The 22,122-nt window shown below is 42.2% G+C and carries 19 protein-coding genes; 8 read left to right on the top strand and 11 right to left on the bottom strand.

Features of this window, described 5'->3' with window-relative positions; translation table 11 throughout:
• Positions 1-6 precede the first annotated feature (6 nt).
• Positions 7-936, bottom strand: coding sequence for an AEC family transporter (locus JOD03_RS03885; RefSeq protein ID WP_204589518.1), 930 nt, complete (start codon positions 934-936; stop codon positions 7-9).
• A 147-nt stretch (positions 937-1,083) separates the two neighbouring features.
• Between JOD03_RS03885 and JOD03_RS03880 the strand changes: the two genes are divergently transcribed.
• The 5 genes from JOD03_RS03880 to JOD03_RS03860 all read left to right on the top strand — a co-directional run bounded on the left by JOD03_RS03880 (position 1,084) and on the right by JOD03_RS03860 (position 7,262).
• Positions 1,084-2,265 (top strand): MFS transporter, encoded by a 1,182-nt coding sequence (locus tag JOD03_RS03880; protein ID WP_204589517.1) that lies wholly within the window; start codon positions 1,084-1,086, stop codon positions 2,263-2,265.
• 89 nt (positions 2,266-2,354) lie between these two features.
• On the top strand, positions 2,355-2,909 hold the full coding sequence (locus JOD03_RS03875; protein ID WP_204589516.1) for a glycerol-3-phosphate responsive antiterminator: 555 nt from the start codon (positions 2,355-2,357) through the stop codon (positions 2,907-2,909).
• A gap of 186 nt (positions 2,910-3,095) precedes the next feature.
• On the top strand, positions 3,096-3,920 hold the full coding sequence (locus tag JOD03_RS03870) for an MIP/aquaporin family protein (protein WP_204589515.1): 825 nt from the start codon (positions 3,096-3,098) through the stop codon (positions 3,918-3,920).
• A 13-nt stretch (positions 3,921-3,933) separates the two neighbouring features.
• Positions 3,934-5,424 (top strand): glycerol kinase GlpK, encoded by a 1,491-nt coding sequence (gene glpK, locus JOD03_RS03865; RefSeq protein ID WP_204589514.1) that lies wholly within the window; start codon positions 3,934-3,936, stop codon positions 5,422-5,424.
• Between the two features lie 218 nt (positions 5,425-5,642).
• Positions 5,643-7,262 carry a glycerol-3-phosphate dehydrogenase/oxidase gene (locus JOD03_RS03860; RefSeq protein ID WP_204589580.1) on the top strand — a complete coding sequence of 540 codons (1,620 nt, stop codon included), beginning with the start codon at positions 5,643-5,645 and terminating at the stop codon, positions 7,260-7,262.
• 85 nt (positions 7,263-7,347) lie between these two features.
• Here JOD03_RS03860 and ptsP read toward each other — a convergent pair whose 3' ends face one another.
• The 4 genes from ptsP to JOD03_RS03840 form a co-directional block, all read right to left on the bottom strand.
• Positions 7,348-9,066, bottom strand: coding sequence for a phosphoenolpyruvate--protein phosphotransferase (ptsP, locus tag JOD03_RS03855; RefSeq protein WP_204589513.1), 1,719 nt, complete (start codon positions 9,064-9,066; stop codon positions 7,348-7,350).
• Entirely contained in the window at positions 9,063-9,332 is a 270-nt protein-coding gene (locus JOD03_RS03850; protein ID WP_204589512.1) for an HPr family phosphocarrier protein, read from the bottom strand. Before JOD03_RS03850 ends, ptsP begins: the two co-directional genes overlap by 4 nt.
• Before the next feature lie 253 nt (positions 9,333-9,585).
• Positions 9,586-10,872, bottom strand: a complete 1,287-nt coding sequence (locus tag JOD03_RS03845) for a Zn-dependent hydrolase (RefSeq protein ID WP_239584816.1) — start codon at positions 10,870-10,872, stop codon at positions 9,586-9,588.
• Positions 10,872-12,398 (bottom strand): AbgT family transporter, encoded by a 1,527-nt coding sequence (locus JOD03_RS03840; protein WP_204589510.1) that lies wholly within the window; start codon positions 12,396-12,398, stop codon positions 10,872-10,874. Before JOD03_RS03840 ends, JOD03_RS03845 begins: the two co-directional genes overlap by 1 nt.
• Before the next feature lie 204 nt (positions 12,399-12,602).
• Between JOD03_RS03840 and JOD03_RS03835 the strand changes: the two genes are divergently transcribed.
• Positions 12,603-13,784 (top strand): M20 family metallopeptidase, encoded by a 1,182-nt coding sequence (locus tag JOD03_RS03835; RefSeq protein WP_204589509.1) that lies wholly within the window; start codon positions 12,603-12,605, stop codon positions 13,782-13,784.
• 4 nt (positions 13,785-13,788) lie between these two features.
• Positions 13,789-15,534, top strand: coding sequence for a helix-turn-helix domain-containing protein (locus tag JOD03_RS03830; RefSeq protein ID WP_204589508.1), 1,746 nt, complete (start codon positions 13,789-13,791; stop codon positions 15,532-15,534).
• A gap of 58 nt (positions 15,535-15,592) precedes the next feature.
• Here JOD03_RS03830 and JOD03_RS03825 read toward each other — a convergent pair whose 3' ends face one another.
• The 5 genes from JOD03_RS03825 to JOD03_RS03805 form a co-directional block, all read right to left on the bottom strand.
• Positions 15,593-16,402, bottom strand: coding sequence for a DUF368 domain-containing protein (locus JOD03_RS03825; RefSeq protein WP_204589507.1), 810 nt, complete (start codon positions 16,400-16,402; stop codon positions 15,593-15,595).
• A 110-nt stretch (positions 16,403-16,512) separates the two neighbouring features.
• Positions 16,513-17,067, bottom strand: coding sequence for a class F sortase (locus JOD03_RS03820; RefSeq protein WP_338032426.1), 555 nt, complete (start codon positions 17,065-17,067; stop codon positions 16,513-16,515).
• 58 nt (positions 17,068-17,125) lie between these two features.
• On the bottom strand, positions 17,126-17,926 hold the full coding sequence (locus JOD03_RS03815) for a DUF4397 domain-containing protein (RefSeq protein ID WP_204589505.1): 801 nt from the start codon (positions 17,924-17,926) through the stop codon (positions 17,126-17,128).
• 240 nt (positions 17,927-18,166) lie between these two features.
• Positions 18,167-19,285: a radical SAM/CxCxxxxC motif protein YfkAB gene (gene yfkAB, locus JOD03_RS03810; protein ID WP_239584815.1), complete on the bottom strand. Its 1,119-nt coding sequence runs from the start codon at positions 19,283-19,285 to the stop codon at positions 18,167-18,169.
• 87 nt (positions 19,286-19,372) lie between these two features.
• Positions 19,373-20,239 carry an SDR family oxidoreductase gene (locus tag JOD03_RS03805; protein ID WP_204589503.1) on the bottom strand — a complete coding sequence of 289 codons (867 nt, stop codon included), beginning with the start codon at positions 20,237-20,239 and terminating at the stop codon, positions 19,373-19,375.
• A gap of 113 nt (positions 20,240-20,352) precedes the next feature.
• Between JOD03_RS03805 and JOD03_RS03800 the strand changes: the two genes are divergently transcribed.
• On the top strand, positions 20,353-21,147 hold the full coding sequence (locus tag JOD03_RS03800; RefSeq protein WP_204589502.1) for an alpha/beta fold hydrolase: 795 nt from the start codon (positions 20,353-20,355) through the stop codon (positions 21,145-21,147).
• A 50-nt stretch (positions 21,148-21,197) separates the two neighbouring features.
• Here JOD03_RS03800 and JOD03_RS03795 read toward each other — a convergent pair whose 3' ends face one another.
• The gene (locus JOD03_RS03795; protein ID WP_204589501.1) at positions 21,198-22,118 is read right to left on the bottom strand and encodes an ArsA family ATPase; all 921 of its coding nucleotides are present in this window, start codon (positions 22,116-22,118) and stop codon (positions 21,198-21,200) included.
• Between the last annotated feature and the right edge of the window lie 4 nt (positions 22,119-22,122).

The following is a 22,122-nucleotide window of genomic DNA, read 5'->3' as shown; positions in this document are numbered from 1 at the left end:
CACGTCCTAACCAAATAAAATAGTAGATACATAAATGACAACCGTGACCGTCAACGCGCTCACAATTGTTGAAAATAATACCGTCTGTGCTGCTGTATCCGCATCCACATCATATTCTAATGCCAGGCTAGCGCTATTACGAGATGTCGGAAACGCACTTGCAATCAGTAACGACTGCGCAATTACACCGTCTAGCCCTAGAGCAAGAATCAAACAGAAGGCAATGACTGGTCCCATGAATAACCGGAAAAAGCTGCTGAGAAAGACTGTCTTATTGATGATCGACTTCACTTCGATGGTCGATAATTGAGCACCGAGTGTAATCAAAGCAACCGCAACAAACCCATCTGCTACATAATCAATTGGAATTCGAATGGGTGTAGGTATGGGGAGTGCGAAAATATTTAAAAGTGCACCTAAAACAAGTGCTAACACAATCGGCATCTTTAGCACTTCTTTTACAATGGCAGCACCGGATTTTGTAGTAGAAATCAAATTATAGAGTCCATATGTATAAGTAGTGATATTTTGCAAAATAACCATAATAACTTGAATAGCTACACCTACAGGATTGGCCACAAACAAAAGTTGCGCAACCGGTAATCCGTAATTTCCAGAGTTAATCAGTACAATACTATTTTTAAATACTGCACTTTCTTCCCGTGGCAATTCCAGCAATTTGGCCCCAAGCGACCCAAGAGCCATTTGAGACAAAATAAAAAGTACGATAAAAACGATAACTTGCGACAAAACAGAAAGTGAAATCACTGTTTCATATAAATTAATGAATACAGCTGCCGGCATAAAACAATAGGTCACAAGATGCGACAAAGCTTTTAAACGGAATTTAAATTTCACTTGTAAGAGTGCACCTAATCCAAGCAAGATAAGGATTGGGACGATGATTTGAAAGAATAGCAATGTAAAATACGCCATAACTCGCTCCCCCCCTCTGCTTTCATACTAGACCTCTTTTTGAATTCTGCCAACATTCTTTTTTCGTAAAACGAAGCGTTTCAGTTCGCTATTTTATTTTTGAGTCCGTATAATAGGTGAGTACTGAAAAGAAAGTGAGAAAAAAAGATGACAAAAGATCAAAAGAAAAAATTAGCAATTTTGATGCTCAACATGTTCATTGCCGTCGGAAGCTTTGGATTGATCCTTCCGATTTTACCTGAATACCTTCGTGAACTAGGTGAAGGAGGCACTGCAGCCGGGATGATTATCGCCTTGTTTGCAGGTGCTCAATTGATTTTCTCGCCAATCGGCGGACGTTGGACGGACCAATATGGTCGTCGCAAAATGATTATTCTCGGCCTCTTTGGTTTAGGATTCTCTATGTTATTGTTCTACCTCGCACCAAGTATTCTATTTGTGTACATATCCCGCTTCATTGGTGGGGTAGGAGCCGCGTTCTGTATCCCTGCAATTTTCGCGTACGTAGCGGATATCACAACGATGGATCAACGTGCAAAAGGCAACAGCTTTATCTCTGCCTCGATGTCTTTAGGTATCGTTGTAGGTCCTGGTATTGGTGGATTTTTAGCGGAATATGGAACAAAGACACCGCTATTAGTTTCTGCAATCGTCGGACTACTGGCGGTTGTAATTTCCTACTTCACTTTGCAAGAAAGTCAACCAGAAGGCGACGTGATGACGCGTCCACAGTCTTCTTTACTGGATGACGTGCTGCAATCTCCTAAAAAGCCGTACTTCATTCCACTGATTATTATTATGGTGATGAGCTTCGGTCTGATTGCGTATGAAACGGTCTTAGGTTTGTATGTCGATGCGGCGTTTGGTGCGACTGCCCAACAAATTGCTTGGATGATTACAGCCACAGGAGCTGTCAGTGTTGTCATTCAATTATTTGTTGTCGACTATTTGGTACGACGTTTCGGAGAGCCTGTGCTATTGATCGTCTTCTTAGCAATCGCGGCTCTTGGTTTCTTCCTATCCCTTATCGCGACGAGTTTTGCGATGTTCTTCGGAATTACGTTACTTGTATTCCTAGCAACGTCTCTACTTCGTCCAGTCTTGACGACGATGATTTCTAAGATGGCTGGAAAAGAGCAAGGCCTTGCGATGGGTCTGAACAACTCGTATATGAGTATCGGGAATATTTTAGGACCGCTACTTGCAGGCGCTGTGTATGATATTGACATGAAGTATCCCTTCATGCTCGGTTTGGTCGTGTTGCTTGCAACGTTGATGTTATCGATTAGTTGGAAGCGCAAGGCTTCCCTACCAACTGCATCCTCTTAATCGTTTCATTCAACCGTAGATTCATTGATTCGGTGTATAATCAATCCAAAGATAGTAGTTTTCTCATACGAAAGGGCTGGTGTCGCGATATGCCGTTTGAAGGACAAAAAATTTTACCTGCTATCCAATCTATGAAAGACTTTGACAAAATGCTGACCTATTCTTTTCGTTACGGTGTGTTTTTGAATTTACATGTAGGGATGTTAAAAAGCGCTTTCGATTATGCAAGGTCTAAAAACAAAAAAATGTTTCTTCATATGGATTTGATTCAGGGCTTGTCAAACGATGAATTTGCGACTGAGTATGTGTGTCAAGTGATCAAACCATACGGAATTATCTCAACAAAAAGTAGTGTTATCAAAAAAGCTAGGCAACTGAATGTCAAGGCTATCCATCGTACCTTTGTTATTGACTCAAATGCTTTAGATCGAAGCGTTCAATTGATTAATAAATCAGATCCTGATTATATTGAACTTTTACCAGGTGTTGTTCCTAAAGTAATTGAACGTGTAGGGATTACAACTGGTAAACCTATAATCGCAGGTGGCTTAATCGAAACAGAGCAAGAAGTTGAAGAAGCACTCCGAGCTGGCGCCATTGCGATCACGACCTCTTCTATTGCTTTATGGACGGCCTTCTCTTGAAAACAGAATAGTATGGCTACCCGTTGACACCGCTTTCATTGTTTGATATGTTAGTCACAAGTTAATATTCAGTGTAGAGAATCAAGAGACCCACAGGTGCTTCCACAATACATGAATTGTGGAACCTATCTATGGGTCTTTTTATTTTATAAAAACCAACATTTACCAAGAGAGGGAGCAATGTATATGAGTGAATTTTTGGCAGAATTAATCGGTACAGCTATTTTGATTATCTTTGGAGCAGGGGTTTGTGCAAATGTAAATTTAAACAAATCGTTTGCACGGAATAGTGGATGGATCGTCATCTCGTTTGGATGGGGTCTTGGAGTCGCTATGGCAATTTATGCAGTCGGACAATTTAGTGGAGCTCATTTAAATCCTGCAGTAACACTTGGATTAGCCTTTAACGGAGATTTCGCTTGGGCGAAAATCCCATTATATATCTCGGCTCAAATGATTGGCGCTTTCATAGGTGCAACAATTGTATGGCTACACTTTTTACCGCATTGGAAAGCGACAGAAGATCCGGCAACCAAGTTGGGAGTATTCTCAACTAGCCCTGCCATCCCTCACTATTTCTCCAATGTATTAAGTGAACTCATTGGTACTTTTGTGTTAGTTCTTAGCATTTTAGCAATTGGGGCAAATGAATTTACAGAAGGCTTGAATCCATTTATTGTGGGGATGCTCATAGTAGCATTAGGACTTTCTTTAGGTGGAACGACTGGGTATGCCATCAATCCAGCTCGTGACCTTGGACCAAGAATTGCTCACTTTCTCTTACCGATTGCAGGCAAAGGAAAATCAAATTGGGGATACGCTTGGGTTCCTGTACTAGGTCCAGTCCTCGGAGGGTCATTGGCAGGAGTATTTTACAAGGCGTTCTTTACAAATGACGTCACAATTTGGTTCTGGATTGTTTTAGGTACAACAGTCCTTTGCTTACTAGCTCTATTACTACTAGGCAAGCGAGAATCTCAAAATGAAAATACCAAAAAAGCAGTTGCTTAGAGGAGATTATAAAATGGAAAAATATATCTTATCACTAGATCAAGGAACGACGAGTTCAAGAGCAGTCTTATTTAATATAAAAGGTGAAATCGTAAAAATCAGCCAAAGAGAATTTACACAGATTTTCCCCAAGCCAGGTTGGGTCGAGCATAATGCAAGCGAAATTTGGGGATCTATTTTGGCTGTAATTGCCACTGTTTTATCTGAATCTGGAGTGAAACCGGACCAAATCGCAGGAATAGGTATTACAAATCAACGAGAGACAACCGTAGTATGGGATAAAGAAACTGGCTTACCCGTCTATAATGCTATCGTATGGCAATCTCGACAAACTGCTGATATTTGTGAAGAGTTAAAAGCACAAGGTCATAATGATTTGTTTCGTCGCAAAACAGGTTTGCTAATTGACGCTTACTTTTCAGGTACAAAAGTAAAATGGATTCTAGATAACGTTGAAGGGGCAAGAGAAAAAGCAGACGAAGGTAAATTACTTTTTGGTACCATTGATTCTTGGTTGATTTGGAAGCTCTCAGGAGGAAAAGCGCATATTACAGATTACTCGAATGCGTCCCGAACACTGATGTACAATATTCATGATTTAGAATGGGATCAAGAGCTGCTTGATATTTTAGGAGTACCAAATTCGATGTTACCTGAAGTGAAATCCTCATCTGAAATTTATGCGAAAACAGTAGATTATCACTTCTTTGGACATGAAATTCCAATTGCAGGTGCTGCGGGTGATCAGCAAGCTTCATTATTTGGACAGGCTTGTTATTCAGAAGGTATGGGTAAAAACACCTACGGTACAGGATGCTTTATGTTAATGAACACTGGTGAAAAAGCCGTTTCTTCATCTCATGGCTTGTTAACTACTCTCGCATGGGGCATTGATGGAAAAGTAGAATATGCATTAGAAGGCAGTATTTTCATTGCGGGAAGTGCCGTTCAATGGCTTCGAGATGGAATGAGAATGATCAAAGATGCTCAATCTACTGAAGACTATGCAAAACGTGTTGATTCAACTGACGGAGTTTACGTTGTACCTGCTTTTGTAGGTCTTGGAACACCGTATTGGGATAGTGAAGTCCGAGGTGCAGTGTTTGGATTAACAAGAGGTACAACAAAAGAACATTTTATTCGGGCGACACTTGAATCCATAGCCTATCAAACAAAAGATGTACTGAATGCAATGGAGAAAGATTCAGGTATCCAGCTTAAAAAGTTACGCGTCGATGGTGGAGCTATTCACAATGATTTTCTCATGCAATTCCAAAGTGATCTCCTAGACGTAACTGTTGAGCGTCCAGTAATTGGGGAAACTACTGCTTTAGGCGCAGCCTATTTAGCAGGACTTGCTGTTGGTTTTTGGAAGAGCCGTGATGAAATTGCAGACATGTGGAAAGTGGATAACAATTTCGAGGCCAAAATGTCTGAAGAGCTTCGCACAGACCTCTACTCGGGTTGGAAAAAAGCTGTGACAGCAGCTATGGCTTTTAAATAATACGAATTTATGATAGAATTTACTTAAGTTAATAAATGGGTACAGAATGAGAGAGGCCTGAATTCATTATGATGCATGCATCATAATGTGATTCAGCCTCTCTTTTTTTTATCTAAAAAATTCGTTTATTTAGAGAACCACATACACTAAAACTGAAAGGCGGAAGTAAAGTGATACAAAATTTTTCGAGTCTAAATAGAGACGCGCAAGTAAACAAGATGAGCCAACAGGAATACGATTTAATTGTCATTGGCGGAGGGATTACTGGGGCCGGTATTGCTCTTGACGCTGTAACAAGAGGAATGAAAGTTGCTGTTGTTGAGATGCAAGATTTTGCAGGTGGAACATCTAGTCGATCTACCAAACTTGTCCATGGTGGACTGCGTTATTTAAAACAATTCGAAGTGAAAATGGTGGCTGAGGTCGGGAAAGAGCGGGAAATCGTCTACGAAAACGGACCTCATGTTACGACACCAGAATGGATGCTTTTACCTATCCATAAAGGTGGAACATTCGGAAAGGTAAGCACATCCTTTGGTTTGCGTGTTTATGACTATTTAGCTGGCGTCAAAAAGAAGGAGCGACGCAAGATGCTTTCTGCTCAGGAAACGCTAGCTCATGAACCTTTAGTAAAAAAAGATGGATTACGCGGAGCTGGGTATTATGTAGAATATCGTACCGATGATGCACGATTGACCCTTGAAGTCATAAAAAAAGCTGTGGAATACGGAGCAGACATAGTCAATTACGTGAAAGCACAACGCTTTATCTATGATCAAAAAAAGATTACTGGAATTGAAGTGATGGACCAATTATCTGGTACACCCTATATCCTCTCAGGAAAAAGAGTTGTAAATGCAGCGGGCCCATGGGTCGATGAAGTCCGAAGCCTGGATTACTCCAAAAACTCAAAACAATTGAGATTAACTAAAGGTGTTCACTTGGTAGTAGACCAATCCGTCTTCCCTTTAAAGCAAGCTATTTATTTTGATACGCAAGATGGTAGAATGATGTTTGCCATACCGCGTGACGGCAAAGCCTATGTAGGCACCACAGATACACTTTTTGATAAAGATAATGATATTGCGAATCCTAAGATGACTGTTGAAGACCGTCAGTATATTTTAGATGCCATTCATTATATGTTCCCAACAGTTCACGTAACGGTTGATGACGTTGAATCGAGCTGGGCTGGCGTTCGTCCACTTATATTTGAAGAAGGCAAAGACCCCTCTGAAATATCGCGTAAAGATGAAATTTGGGAGCAAGAAAGTGGACTAATCACAATAGCTGGGGGCAAGTTAACAGGATACAGAAAAATGTCAGAGCACGTAGTTGACCTTGTCTCTAAGCGTTTAAAATCAGAAACGAAACAAACCTTTAAAAAATCTAAAACAATTCATTTACCTATCTCTGGAGCGGATTTTGGGGGCTCTCAAAATTATCATTCCTTCGTTGAAAAGAAGGCTCTTGAAGCAGTTAAGTTCGGGTTAACTCCGGATGAAGGCCGTCATTTCGCCTCATTTTATGGCTCGAATGCAGATCAAATTTTCAAAATAGCACATGCTGCAACTGGGATGAAAATGGACGGTTCTTTGACACTCGCTGTTTATTCCGAAGTCGTCTATGCCGTGCAAAATGAAATGATCGTGAAACCTGTAGATTTCTTTATTCGCCGCACGGGAAGATTGTTTTTCGATATCAATTGGGTCCAACTTCACAAAGCATCCATTCTAGAGCTTATGAAAAATCTGTTAGGCTGGGATGAAGCAACCTATAAAACATACCAAGAGGAATTAGAAAAAGAAATTCACGATGCCATAATTGCCCTTCGTTAATTTCTCCTTGGCTTAAAAAATATAAAAAGATATATAGTGACTAGCACTATAGTAAACTCAGTTCCTTTCTCTTGGAACTGAGTTTTTAATTCCTCTTACCTATAATCTCTTTCATAAAATGTTCTACTTCTTCAGCTGTAGATAGAGACATGATATGACTCAAATGACCTTCCCACTTAGATTTTGAGAGTTGTGAAATCCGGGAACGAGCTTTTAAAATTGAGGAAGCACTCATTGAGAATTCATCGAGCCCGAGAGCTAGAAGTATGGGTATAGCTATGTCATCTTCTGCCATTTGACCACACATGCCTACCCATTTACCTTGCTGATGAGCAGCATCAATTACATTTTTCACTAAGCGTAGAATTGCCGGATGATAAGGTTGGTATAAATAAGAGACTCTTTCGTTCATGCGATCCGCTGCAAGTGTATACTGGATCAAATCATTTGTACCGATAGATAAGAAATCCGCCTCTTTAGCGAAATGATCTGCAATTACAGCCGCTGAAGGCACTTCCACCATCATACCTATTTCTATCGATTCACTTACCGCGATTCCTTTTGAAATAAGCTGTTCTTTTTCTTGAATGAGTATTGCTTTAGCCTTCCTAAACTCGTCAAGAGTGGCAATCATGGGGAACATTATTTTCAAATTACCGTGCACACTTGCCCGCAGAAGTGCTCGGAGTTGTGTTCGGAACATATCTTGCATTTCTAAAGAAAGTCGTATTGCTCGAAGACCTAAATACGGATTCATTTCATCAGGAAGCTTAAAATAGGGAAGTTCTTTATCTCCACCACAATCTAAAGTACGGATGACTGTAGGTCTGTTTTTCATACAATCCAGCACAGATTTATATGCTTCGTATTGCTCTTCTTCACTGGGAAAAGAATCTCGTCCCATGTACAAAAATTCCGTTCGGTATAAACCGATGCCTTCACTACCGTTTTCAATTGCTCCTTTAACATCTTCGGGGGTTCCAATATTGGCAGCGAGCTCTACTCGATGTCCATCCAATGTAACAGTAGGTTTGTTTAAATACTTTGTCATCTCTACTTTATTGGCTTCTAGATCGGCACTTTTAGCTCGATATGCAGAAATAATTTCTTCACTGGGGTTAACATAAACTCTTCCTTCTATTCCATCCACAATAACCACTTGGCCGTTCTCTATAGTCGAAGTTGCTGTGTTCGTTCCAATTACTGCTGGAATTTCAAGGGTGCGAGCAAGTATTGCAGTATGTGAAGTCCGACTGCCTCTATTGGTAACAAAACCTTTAACGAAATCAAGATTTAGTAGGGCTGTTTCAGAAGGAGACAAATCGTTCGCTATAACAATCACTTCTTCAGAAATGAGCGATAGATCAGGAAGTGTTAGACCTACTAGATGAGTTAGTACTCGTTTTGCGACATCGCGAATATCTGCCGTTCTTGCTCTTATGTACTCATTGTCCAAAGCATCGAACATGGCAATGAACCTATTTGTCGTTTCTTGAAGTGCAAATTCTGCATTTAAGCCCCTACCAATTTTTTCTTTAATCGGACCTATGAATTCAGGGTCTTTCAAGACTAAAAGATGCGCAGTAAAAATTGCTGATGTATCTGACCCCAATTTAAGTTGTGTCTGCTTTTTTATTTCTTTCAATTCGTCTTCAGCAGCAAAAATAGCCGATTCGAAACGCTTAATTTCTTTATCCGTATTGGTAACAGCTTTTTTTTCGATAGGTAAAGCAGTGTCTTCTATACGAAGTGCTTTGGCAATAGCAATTCCATTTGATGCTGCTAAGCCCGCAATAGACTTCATCCTGTAGCCAATCCTTCAGTTTTCATTAACGCATCTACAACAGCCATTAAATCTTCTTCGTCAGAACCGTCGGCAATAATTTTGATCGTGCTATCTTTTGAAATGCCTAACGACATAAGACCCATAATCGATTTCATATTTACTTGTCTTTCTTGATATTCAAGCTTTACTTCAGAGGTAAATGGTGTCACTGCTGCTACCAAGGTGGCAGCGGGTCGTGCATGAAGGCCTTCTACACTTGTAATTTTATAACTTCGTTCAATCATCTTATTCTCCTTTCTAGTTTCACTGGAATTATTAAAGGAAATGAAACATAACTCCTTCTTCACCTTACTTAAGATTTTAAACTTACCATAGGGTAATGACTAGTATGACGGTAGTATCATGACAAATTCATTATTTTATATGAACAAATGGTTACTTTATTTAGACATTTCCATGAACATCCGGAATGATCGTTTGAACAAGACGAAACAACAATACCTGCCTTTCTCATTGTTTGAGAAAAGCAGGTTTGTTTTAGTTCTCAGCTAGAGCAAGCAGAGCCTCCGTCATGACGGCGACACCTTTCACGCAATCCGATAACTCCGTCCACTCATCTGGTGAATGACTTTTCCCATTGTGACTCGGCACAAATACCATGCCAGACGGAACATACTTCCCCATAATCATGGCATCATGACCGGCACCACTGACAAGCGGCATGGTAGAAAGGCCGCACTTTTCGGCGGCTTCTCGAATCACTTGTTGGATTTGATCTGGCACTAACACAGGAGGAATTTGCACATCTTGTTCCACTACAACTTCTAAACCACGTCGTTCTGCAATTTCATATGCAGCTTGTTGGATGCGAGAAAGTAGCTCCGCACGTGTATCCTCATAAATATCACGCACATCTACCGTTACTTGCGTCTCGCCTGCAATCACGTTCGACCCGTTCGGATGAACATGCAGTTTCCCCACAGTTGCTACAGCTGTTTCGTTGATTTCACGGGGGAACTTTTCAACAGCTAAAATAAGTTCTGCTGCAGCAGGCACCGTATCTTTCCTTGCATCCATGGGTGTGTTACCAGCATGGTCGGTATTGCCTTTGTATGTTGCTGTCAGCCAGGCAGGACCAGCAATTCCTTCAACGACCCCTATATCTGTACCTGTTGCTTCGAGTTTCACGCCCTGCTCGATATGGAGTTCAAGAAAGGCATGGATTTCTTCAGGGTGACGTTTATGCTTTTGTACATCTTCGGCAGTAAAACCACTTTCTTGCATTGCATCGACAAGCGCAACTCCCTCATCATCGGAAAAACGTAGCAAGTCTTGGTACGTCACTTCTCCCATCAACACACGGCTCCCGAAAATTCCGTTACGGAAACGCGCGCCTTCCTCATCCACAAAGACAACGACTTCAATTCCACGCTTCGGCTGAATCCCTCGCTCCTGCATCGCTTTGATTGCAAGCAGACTGCTGATACAACCAAGAGGACCATCAAATGCTCCTCCGTTAGGTACGCTGTCTAAATGCGATCCCGTCATGACAACAGGCAGCGTTGAATCTTGCCCTTTATACAGACCATAAAGATTGCCGATTGCATCTTCCCGCACTTGTAACTTTACTTCTTGCATCCAACGCACAAATACGGCTTTTGCTCGTGTTTCGGTATCAGTATAGGGAAAGCGGTGCATCCCGCCTTCAGATGTCCTACCAATTTGCATAAGTTCATTTAATTTGTCAGCGATTTCTTGCGCATCAATCCCAGGGAAAGTCGGAACATCTTGCAAGTTTTGCACTAAACGTTCGTATGTAAACATCATTCTCCTCCTAACGGATACTCAATAACTGCTCCTGGTCCTAATGGTAGTCCTAAGAAGTACCAAATCGCAAAGAATACGATCCACGCAACCCCAAAGACAATCGAGTACGGGAGCATGATGGAAATGAGTGACCCAAGTCCCAAGTTTTTATCATAGCGTTTAGCGAGTGCGAGCAAGATAGCAAAGTAAGCAAACATCGGCGTAATCGGATTTGTGATCGAATCACCAATACGATATGCAAGTTGAGTGAATGCCGGGCTATAGCCGAGTAGCATAAACATCGGGACAAAGACAGGTCCCACAATCGCCCATTTAGCTGAAGCCGATGCAATGAAAAGATTCAAGAAGGCGGAGAACAAGATGAAACCGATCAATAACGGCAACCCCTTAAAGCCAATCCCTTGTAAAAGTTCTGCTCCGTTCACTGCCATGATGATGCCGAGATTACTCCAATTAAAATAAGCAATGAACTGTGCTGCAAAGAACGCGATGATGATATAAAGTCCCATCGAACTCATCGCCTTCCCCATCTCGTTCGCTACATCTTTATCGTTACGTAAAGCTTTTGTAGTGAAACCGTAAGCAAGTGCCGGGAATAGGAAGAGCCCCATAATGACAGGCACTAAAGAACTCATAAACGGAGAAATGACAATGCCTCCGTCTTCTCCACGTAACCAGCCATTTTCCGGAACGATTGTAAGTGCAATTAACGAAAGGAATACAAGTGTTGCAACACCTGCAAGCTTTAGCCCTTTTACTTCAACAGCTTGCAAAGGCTCCATTGAAAGCTTCGGACCTGTGTATTCCGGAAGACGTGGCTCGACGATTTTTTCTGTCACCCAGATCGCGAGTGGCACGATGATGAAACAAGATCCGAACAAGAAGTAAAAGTTCATTGCCGGATTGACGACAATATCCGGATTCACAATCTCAGCAGCTGTTTGTGTAAACCCTGCAAGTAAGGCATCCAACATATTGACAATCAAATTGGCACTGAAACCACCTGCAACCGCTGCATAGGCAGCAGCCATCCCAGCAATCGGGTGTCGCCCCACACTCATGAATACTAGTGCTGCAATTGGCGGTAAGACGATAAAACCAGCATCTCCCGCCATGTTAGCAAGTACACCTGCAAATACAATGGCAAACGTAATCATCTTCTTAGGTGCCGCTTGAACGACCTTACGAAGAAGAGCAGAAATTAGACCCACACCTTCGGCAAGTCCGACCCCAATCATGGTTACGAGCACAAGACCCAGTGGTGGGAAACTCGCAAAGTTTGATACCATTTTCGTCATAATCTCTTGAAAGCCGGTTTTCGTTAATAGGCTGATTGCTTTTACTTCCTCGTTTGTCCCTGGGTTTACCACAGACAAGCCGGCCATCGCTGCAAAATGAGAGACTACTAAAATAGCTAAAGCAAATAAGATAAACAGGGTGACTGGATCCGGCAGTTTGTTTCCAACCTTTTCAACGATATCTAAAAATCTCGATAACAATCCGCGCTTCTTCGTAACTTCCATAAGACTCTCCTCCAACTTTTCAGAAAATTAATAGTTTTCATTATAACGCTTTATCCAGATAAAGCTATGTGTGTTTATCCAAAATGAGATTCTATTCATTATGTAAATGAACAACTAAACTTTACTTACTTTGTGTAACTATCCATAGATATTGGAATTTGTCAGTGTATAATGAAAAGTAGTAAAATTCATGGAGGTTAGAAAATGTCTACAACATCCGAACTATTTGCACAAATCGAAGGTTTATATGATGAGATGGTGGCCATACGTCGTCATCTTCATGAAAACCCTGAACTATCTTTTGAAGAAGTAGAGACCCCAAAATTCATTGCAAACTATTTAACTGAACTGGGAGTTGAAGTGGAAACCGGTGTTGGCGGGCGTGGTGTCATTGGAAGAATTTATGGCGGAAAGCCCGGCAAGACTGTCGCACTGCGGGCAGATTTCGATGCGTTAGCTATTCAAGATGAGAAAGATGTTCCTTACCGCTCAAAGGTCGCCGGAAAGATGCATGCTTGTGGACACGACGGGCACACGGCAACTTTATTGGCAGTAGCAAAAGTGTTACAAACAAATCGTGAACTTTTGACAGGAAATGTTGTACTTATTCATCAATTCGCTGAAGAATTGGCACCGGGTGGGGCGAAACCAATGATAGATGCCGGATGTCTCGACGGGGTTGACGCAGTATTCGGCATGCACCTTTGGTCAATGGTTCCTCACGGTAACATCGGATGGGCTCCTGGTCCGTCTATGGCTGCAGCGGACCGATTTGCAATCAAAATCAATGGACGCGGCGGTCACGGCGCTTCCCCTCACGAAACAATCGATAGTCTCTATTTGGCTACTCAAGTCGTTAGCCAGTTCCAGTCAATCGTTAGTCGCCGCCTCGACCCGTTGCAACCAGCTGTATTGACTGTAGCAACGTTCAATTCTGGGTCCGCATTTAACGTCATTCCAGATAGCGCAGAGATTGGTGGAACAGTTCGCACATTCGATACGGCAGTTCAAGATCAGATCATCGAAGAGATGGACCGTGTGATAAAAGGTGTCTGTGAAGGAAGCGGTGCCACTTATTCATTTGATTTCTTTAAAGGGTATCCAGCTGTTGTAAACCATGAGAAGGAAGCACATCTAGTTGCCAACGCAGCGACTAAGGTTGTCGGAGCAGAGCACGTCGTCCAGATGCAACCTATCATGGGAGGAGAAGATTTCTCTTACTTTTTATTAGAACGTCCAGGCGCATTCTTCTTCACAGGAGCAGGAAACCCTGATGTAGGCGCAACCTACCCACATCACCATCCAAAATTTGACTTTGACGAGCGTGCAATGGTTGACGCTGCAAATGTTCTGATTCAAGTGACGTTTGATTACTTGGAAGGTTAATATCATGAACGAGTCTTTATCAAAGCGCCAACTCGAATCCCTTCTCTATGCTTCGAATGTGATGAACAGTTCACTAGATATCGATACGATTATTGAGTCTCTGTTGCAAGTATGTGTATCGCAAGTGGAAGCGATTGATGGGGGCGTCTTGTTTTTATTTGACGAAGAGCGACAACGGCTGATTGCTAAAAAGACCACCGTTCTAGATAAAACCATCATCGATAAAGTAGCATTAAAACCGGGTGAATCTATGACTGGTCAATGTTTCATTCGGAAAGAAATCGTTCTCTACCAGGGACGTGACTCTGTGACTTCTCTGACCAATACATTGACACCTGAAAATAAAGAGTATCTTCATCTATCCGTGCCGACAATGCCGTACTCCACAATTTGTGCTCCACTACTTGTGAAAGGTCAGTGTTTGGGTGTTATCACATTAGATGCATTTCAACCTGTTGAAATCACGGACGAAGATTTAAAGCTAGTAAAAGCTATTTCGCAACAGGCCGCATTGACTCTTGAGAATGCTCGTCTCTACCAAAAACAAGAGCAAGCTATGAAAGATGTAAAACGCGTAAATCATGCATTACAACGAGCTTCAACTATTCATAGAGAGTTAACAGAGCTCGTGTTGAACGGGAAGTCACTAGAAGAAATCACCTACTATATTGAGGACAAGTTAAGAATCGTATGTGCAGTGGTGAATGAAGAGGGTGAGTATTCTGTTACACCATCCACCCTTGAATTTGAGCCGATTTTAAAAGCATACTCTCAGGATCTACGCCAACAAATTCAAGTGGCGGAAACAAATTACCATCTTGCATCATTTCGTTTAGGTTCGCGACTGGAATCTGTTGGTTGGTTAATTTGTGCAAAAAATGAACCGTTTGATGCAATCGACAGTAACACACTTGAGCACGCGAGTAGTATTCTTGCGATGGAACTGATCAAACGCAGAGCTATAGAAGATGCGCAACTCCAGATGCGTGGGGAATTTGCTGAACAGTTGTTCTCTGGTGTTTTAAAAGAGGATCTACCTTTACTTGCCAAAAGACTCCATCTACCCGTAGAGGGGGAATTTGTTGTTACGATTGCTCGTTTTGATGCGCCAATCGAGAGGGTGATCATGTACCCAAAAGTTATTCAACAGGCAACAAAATACTTACAAGGCTTTACGCACTTTACCTCACTGGATAGTAGAGAGTTGAAAGTTCTTATTCATTTAACAAGCGAACAAGATTCTCAGGAGATACAATTAATTTGGAGCAAGTGGTTACGAGAGCTGAAGACATTGACAAATCGTTCTGTTGTTGTTGGAATTGGGAAAACACATGCTCATCTAAGACGCGCATACTATTCATCACAAGAAGCTTATCAATCGTTAAGGTATCTAGAAAAACGAGACCTCCGAGACACCTCTATCCGTTTCGATGATTTAGGTCTACACAGGTTATTGCTACAAGCACCAAAGGCTGAAATTGAAGGCTATATCGAAGAAACATTAGGGCCGCTCATCCGCTATGATCGTGAAAAAAACGGAGAATTAATCGCAACCCTTGGCGTGTATTTCCACTCCAACCAACAAATGAAAGCTACGTCAGAAATACTTCATATACACGCCAACACTTTGATTTATCGGTTGAAGCGGATTGAAGACATTACGGGTCGTTCCCTGACAAAAGTGGAAGATCTATTAGCCCTCCATACAGCTCTTGAATTCTTTCAAGACTCTATAGAGGCACGAATGTAAACTTGATTATATACCAAAAAGCATGCATGCCCTCGGGCACGCATGCTTTTCTTCTTTTTTATACAGAGACACGATTTAGCAGATGGACAATGATCCAGCCCGCCGCAAACGTCACTAAACTTAGCATCCATTGCAAGCCGCTTTCCGGTAACCCAGGAAATACCACAGCAAGAGAGCCTAAAACCAAACCGATGATCACAGCAAACGTAATTCCCGGTTTATGCGTGAGCAAATAACGAATAATTTTACTACTTACAATAAATCCTACTCCCACTCCGGCTCCAATGATGAGAATAAGCGGAATGTTCAACTCGGATAGTGCACGAATTGCAGTCGGATAAACGCCGATTAACAATAAGATGAATGAACCACTGATTCCAGGTAACAACATCGCCATACTCGCTAACCAACCTGAAAAGAACAGTAAGGCCATTGTCGCTGGCGATAAATTTGTGATGATATCTGCTTCAGCCGGGCGAATAAACGCCATACTTGCCACCAAAATTGTTCCAATAACAATGGCAATCCAGTACGAAGACTTGAAGCTTTCTCTAGAATCTAATTCTTTAAATAACATCGGAATTATCCCAATGATTAGTCCTAAAAAGAAAAATTGTGTAGGTGCAAAGTAATTTTCTAACAAAAAGTCAATCACTCGACTTAACGATAAGATGGTGATGACCATACCAAGACCAAGCGGAATCAAGAATAGTGCATGACGCTTCCATTCCTTACTAAAAAATCCACTAATCGCTGCAATGAGGCGATCATAAATGCCTAAAATAACAGCAATCGTCCCACCACTGACACCCGGAATTAAATCAGCAATCCCTATTGCAAAACCACGTAAAATATTTTTCCATTCCATGAAACGTACCGCTCCTTTTTTTACAACTCGCATTGTTCTAGTATAGCGGAACTCATCGAACTTGCACAATGCAAAAAGGCAATGCCTTTTGAGACATTGCCTTTTCTAGACTAATTGATAAGTTTGGCATAGACGACTAGTCGTTCCTCGCGCGTCCCCCATTCTCGGTTGTAGGTACCGGAACAAGTAATCAACACGAGTTCAGGTGAAGAGGTGTACCCGAACACTTCAGAAACATCTGCTAGGGCAAGGGGTATTGACTCTAGCTTATAAATCTCAAATGTCAGTGTCTCATCTTCCCCTGCGACTTCAATGACGTCACCTGCTTGTACATCTGCAAGATCCCAAAAGATGGCCGGACCTTCTAATCCATCTACGTGACCCGCGATGACAGCACGTCCATTTTGCCCTGGATTATATCCAGGTTCAAACCAGCTCACTTCATTGATTTCATCCGGTACTGCCATTTCACCCTTATCATTCACACCTAAGTGTTGAACAGGCGCTTCCACTCCAATAGAAGGGATGCGTATAGTTTGTGGCGATATACCTTTAGATAAAGCAGCATTTATAGGATTTTCAGTAGGTTGCACTGCTGATTTAACAGCTGGTGCCACACGCTCACTTGGAGCTTCTGCTTCAAATCCAATAGTCTCTGTTTTCACTGCCACCTCATCTACAGGCGCGCAGCCTGCAAAGAGGAGCAGTGAGAGAAGAAAAACACTAGTTTTGAAAACGACTGCGGAATGCAAATGCTCCACCCATTACTAGCACTAATCCACCAGCAAGTAATAAGTACATCATTGTGTTTTGCTCAGGAGTTCCAAGACCTGTAGCTGGCATTTCTTCAGGAGATCCAGCACCTTGGTAGTCTACTAAAGCAAGTACTTCTAAAGAGTCTGCAGTGTTGATTGCAAACACACTATATACTGTGTTAGCAGCTAATTCAGTTCCTTCTAAAGGAAGAACTTGAGTGCCATCTGGAGTGCGGATTTCAAGATCATACGTACCCGCTTCTAATTCCATGTAATCTGTGATTCCAGGGAAAGTAGCGCCAGCAAATACTGCGTCTCCACCGATTAGACCGACATCAACAGTTGGTGCATCTGGTGATAAGTGTCCTACGCGGATTTTTGTCATACCTTCAGATACTTCCATAGAATCTTCAGCTACAACGAATTCAAGAGATTCAACTAGGTTAGCAGCAGCTACAGTGTAAGCTTTACCAGCTTCAACTGTTAGGTCAGCTTGTAATACTGCGTCACCTTCCATGTATTCACTACCAGCAGCAAATACTTCCACATTGTGTGTCCCAGCAGGTACATCTAAATAGCCAGAGTCTGCTTTGAATGGTACATCTTCAAGTGTCAATTCACCGTTTACATAAACATCAACATTTGGAGCATCTGGGGATGCGTGGACAACTCGTACTTTCGCGCCTTCATGGCTATCAGCGAAAGCAGTTGCTCCTAGTGAAAATACCATGGACAAGACGACTGCAAGTGTTACCAAGATTTTTTTCATCTTCTTCTCTCCTCTGCTTGTTTAATGTTTGTACACCTTTTGTACAACTTAGTTATACCGCATATACAAAGATTGTACAAGTTAAAAGGCTACCAAAATGTCTCCAACAAGTGAAAATAAATATAATCTACTATTTAAATCATAATTACATCATTTTTTAACTAAATGTTTGACAATTGCTATACAAAAAAAGAAAAACCTTATACAAGTTGATTTGCATCGTCTTGTATAAGGTCTTCATCAAACTCTTGCTTTACGATTTTGAAAATTAACTGTTGGGTAATAAGCATCTTTGACCAGAAGATTTGGCCCGAGGCAAGAAACCGCTGGACAATGGCAATTCATAGATTGCGCTGTTTGTGTTTCTAACCAAGAATTATAAATTGCAGGTAAGGAGGATTCTAGTAGGTTTCCAACTTTCGCCGCTTCACCAAAGTCTGTAACCGCTACTTCTCCCGTAAAGATATTGATATTGAGCCGTGATCGTCCATCCGGGTCATTTCGCATGGTGACGTTCGGTTGTTTGCGAAGTTCTTTTAGCAGATCAATATCTTCTTGTACGGAACTGCAAGCATAAAACGGAAGTGTTCCAAACAACATCCAAACAGATGGGTCTCGCACATCAAGTAATCGTGAAATCGCTTGTCGGGTTTCTTCTAATGATAGAACATCCAAGTTGGAAGCAAAACTAACCGGATACATTGGATGAACTTCATGACGGCTACACTTCATTTCTTCTACAACTTGTCGATGAATTTCTTCTATATAAGAAAACGTACGTTTATTCAGCATTGTTTCTGCCGATACAAACACGCCCATTTCGGAAAGTCGACGGCTGTTTTCAATCATTACATCGTACTGTTTACGACGAACAGAAACAGGGGGCGGTGTTGGCATGTTCGCAAATCCACCTTCGATAAAGTCTTCCGGCGTTCCCCAATTGTGAGAGATGTGAAGAACATCTAAGTAGGGGGCAATTGCCTCATAGCGTTCAAACGGCATCGTAAGGTTGGAGTTGATTTGGGTGCGAACGTCTCGTGCTTTGGCATATTTTAAAAGGGGTAGAATCACTTGTTCGAGAGACTTCTTCGAGAACAAAGGTTCTCCACCTGTTAAACTGAGTGTTCGCAAGTGAGGAATCTCATCCAACTTAGCGAAGAGTTTATCCATCGCAATCGGATTTGGGTCTTTAAGTGCAAGAATGTCACCCACCGCACAATGTTCGCAACGCATGTTGCATAAGTAGGTTGTAGTCAGTTCAATACTTGATAGTGTAAGTTTCCCGTGGCGGCTGATATCAAAATAGGCTTCCCAATCGTCTTGAGTGGGTGTTTGATGCGGTGTTGTATGTAAAACCATTAGGTGTACTGCCCTCTCTCTAGTAAATTTCCATGTTCTATTGTACATGCTTTAGGCCAAAGAAAAAAGAGCAGCCTTCGCTACTCTTTACGAACTCATCAACATTCCACCGTTAACATGGATACATTGACCTGTCATATACGCGCCGTCTTCAGAAGCCAATAACACATATGCGCCGACCAAATCACGCGGTTGTCCAGGTCGGCCTAAAGGTGTCCCTACTCCAAACTCCTCCACATGCTCTTTATCAAATGTTGCAGGAATCAGTGGTGTCCAAATCGGCCCAGGAGCTACCATGTTCACCCGTATGCCTTTTGGTGCCACATTTTGAGCCAGGCTACGCGTAAAGCCGACGATTGCCCCTTTTGTTGAAGCATAATCAATCAACTCTTCGTTCCCCATATACGTTGTCACAGATGTTGTGTTTATAATTGAGCTGCCCTGTTTCAAATGAGGGAGTGCGAATTTCGATAGATAAAAAATCGGATAGATATTTGTCTTATACGTAAGATCCCATTGCTCAGCTGTTATATCTTCTAGCGACTTCTGCGGGAATTGTTTTGCCGCGTTATTCACAAGAATATCGAGCTGTCCAAACTCATCGACAGCTTTCTGAACGAGCGTCTTACAGAAGTCTTCGCTTGAAACGTCACCTTTCATAAGGAGCGCTTTTCCTCCCCGTTCTTCTACAAGTGCTTTTGTCTCTTCTGCATCTTCATCCTCATCTAAATAATTGATAATAATATGCGCACCCTCTGCCGCGAAAGCTATGGCGACGGCTTTTCCAATCCCACTGTCGCCCCCTGTAATAAGCGCGACTTTGCCTTTGAGTTTTCCAGCCCCGATATAGTCCGTCGGATGGACAGGTGCCGGATCCATTTTTGACTCTACCCCTGGTTGTGTACTTTGCGTCTGAGGTGGTTGACCATCTTGTTGACGTTCATGAATATTCATCGAATTCCTCCTCCATGTTTGCTCTTTTACTTGTTTTCCCTAGCATCGGCATTTAAAACGTTTAGTTTTCTAGTAATTGGGCATAAAACAAGTAACGAGAAGGAGGCACCAGAATGTTGACAACTACAGTAAATGATATTCAACTCACTTTCACAGAAAAAGGTTCCGGACCCGCTGTGTTGCTACTTCACGGACTAACAGGAAATCGACATATGTTTGATGAGGAAGTAAAAGTCTTACAAAAATATGTACGTGTCATCGCACCTGACCTTCGTGGACACGGCGATTCAACACGCCCCGCGACTTATACTCTTGATTCAATGATAGAGGATTGCGTGGCACTGATCGAGGAACTCGGTTTATCTCGCCTCTCTATCATCGGCGTTTCAATGGGCAGTTATATCGCACAAGCTCTTGCTATTCGATTAGGTGAAAGAGTAGAGAAACTTGTATTGGTTGCAACAAAATCTTCTGGAAAAACCTCTTCCATGCAAGCTCTATTTGAGTCTCACAGTGAGGAACTTGAGGGGTTAACCCACAACGCGAAAATCTTAAAAGCGTCCAAATACATGTACCATGATTTGCAGGCTGTTGGACAATGGAGCAAAGAAGCAGCGAAAAAGTCAGATTCCATGACAGCTGACCAGATTCAAGCTGCAAACGATGCACTTCTTGGATTTGATTTCAAAGATGAACTACAGAGAATTTCAGCAAAAACTCTCGTCATCAGTGGGGACCATGACCAATTAAATCCGGCAGAAGAAGGACGAGAGACCGCTCGACTCATCCCACATGCAACGTTTGCCGAATTCAATGAGTCTGGACATGCACCAAATGTCGAGCAGCGGCTCTTGTATTTGGACTTTATTCTCGAGTTTTTAGAAATCGAGCGTAGACAAACTCCTTAATCAAAAAGCACCTTCTTTAGATTCATACCTAAAGAAAGTGCTTTTTTTTACTACTCCAAATGCGCTGCGTATTTTTCAAATTGCTCTTTCGTTGAAATATCTCGAGCAAAAAATGGAATTCTGATTTTCCTCTGCTTCGGAAAGCGCTTGTCAATCGTCGCGAGATATGGTGCTTCTGCTTCTTTACGCTCAATCATAAACGCACCCTCCACTTCATCAGGTAACACTTTATTTACAATCAATGTGCGAACATGGATGCCATAATTGTGAAGAAGATCGACGGCTTTCTGAGTCTCTAAAATGGGCAATCGCTCAGGATTCAAAACAAAGATGTATCCTGTCATCGTCTCATCTAATAAAACCTCCCGTACCGCTTTAAATCGACGTTGCCGTTCTCGCAACACATCATAAATCGGGTCTTCTCTCGGTTTTCCGTCATTTAAAAGTTGTGCATAATTCTCATTCGTCTTTTCGCGCTTCTGTAACAACCCTTCAATCCATACACCCATTAGCTCCGGTAACGTCAGCAAGCGGATCGTATGACCTGTCGGAGCCGTATCAAAGACAATCTTGTCATAGGTCGCGCGCTCATCCAACACAATCGATACAATCTTATCGAACAGCGCGGCTTCATCTGCTCCTGGAGAAGCTTTAGCTGTATCAAGCTGTCTGTATACTTCTTGCATCATGGTCGGATTGACGGTTCCTTTTACATTCACCTTCACTTGGTCAATATATTTGGTCGTTTCGGTCTCCGGGTCAATTTCTAGCGCAAACAAGTTCGGCGAGACCTCTTTCCCTTCCCCGCCGATCTGGGTGTCAAAGATATCTCCTACATTGTGCGCGGGGTCTGTAGAGACAAGTAACGTTTTCAACCCATCAGCTGCAAACTTCCACGCAATCGCAGCCGCTGATGTCGACTTTCCAACCCCGCCTTTTCCTCCTACAAATACAATCTGCTGTGTCGTCATGGTG

It is taken from the genome of Chryseomicrobium aureum, assembly GCF_016909155.1.
GTDB lineage: Bacteria > Bacillota > Bacilli > Bacillales_A > Planococcaceae > Chryseomicrobium > Chryseomicrobium aureum.
Note: the sequence above shows the minus strand (reverse complement) of the source record. Positions and strands in the feature narration are given on the sequence as shown.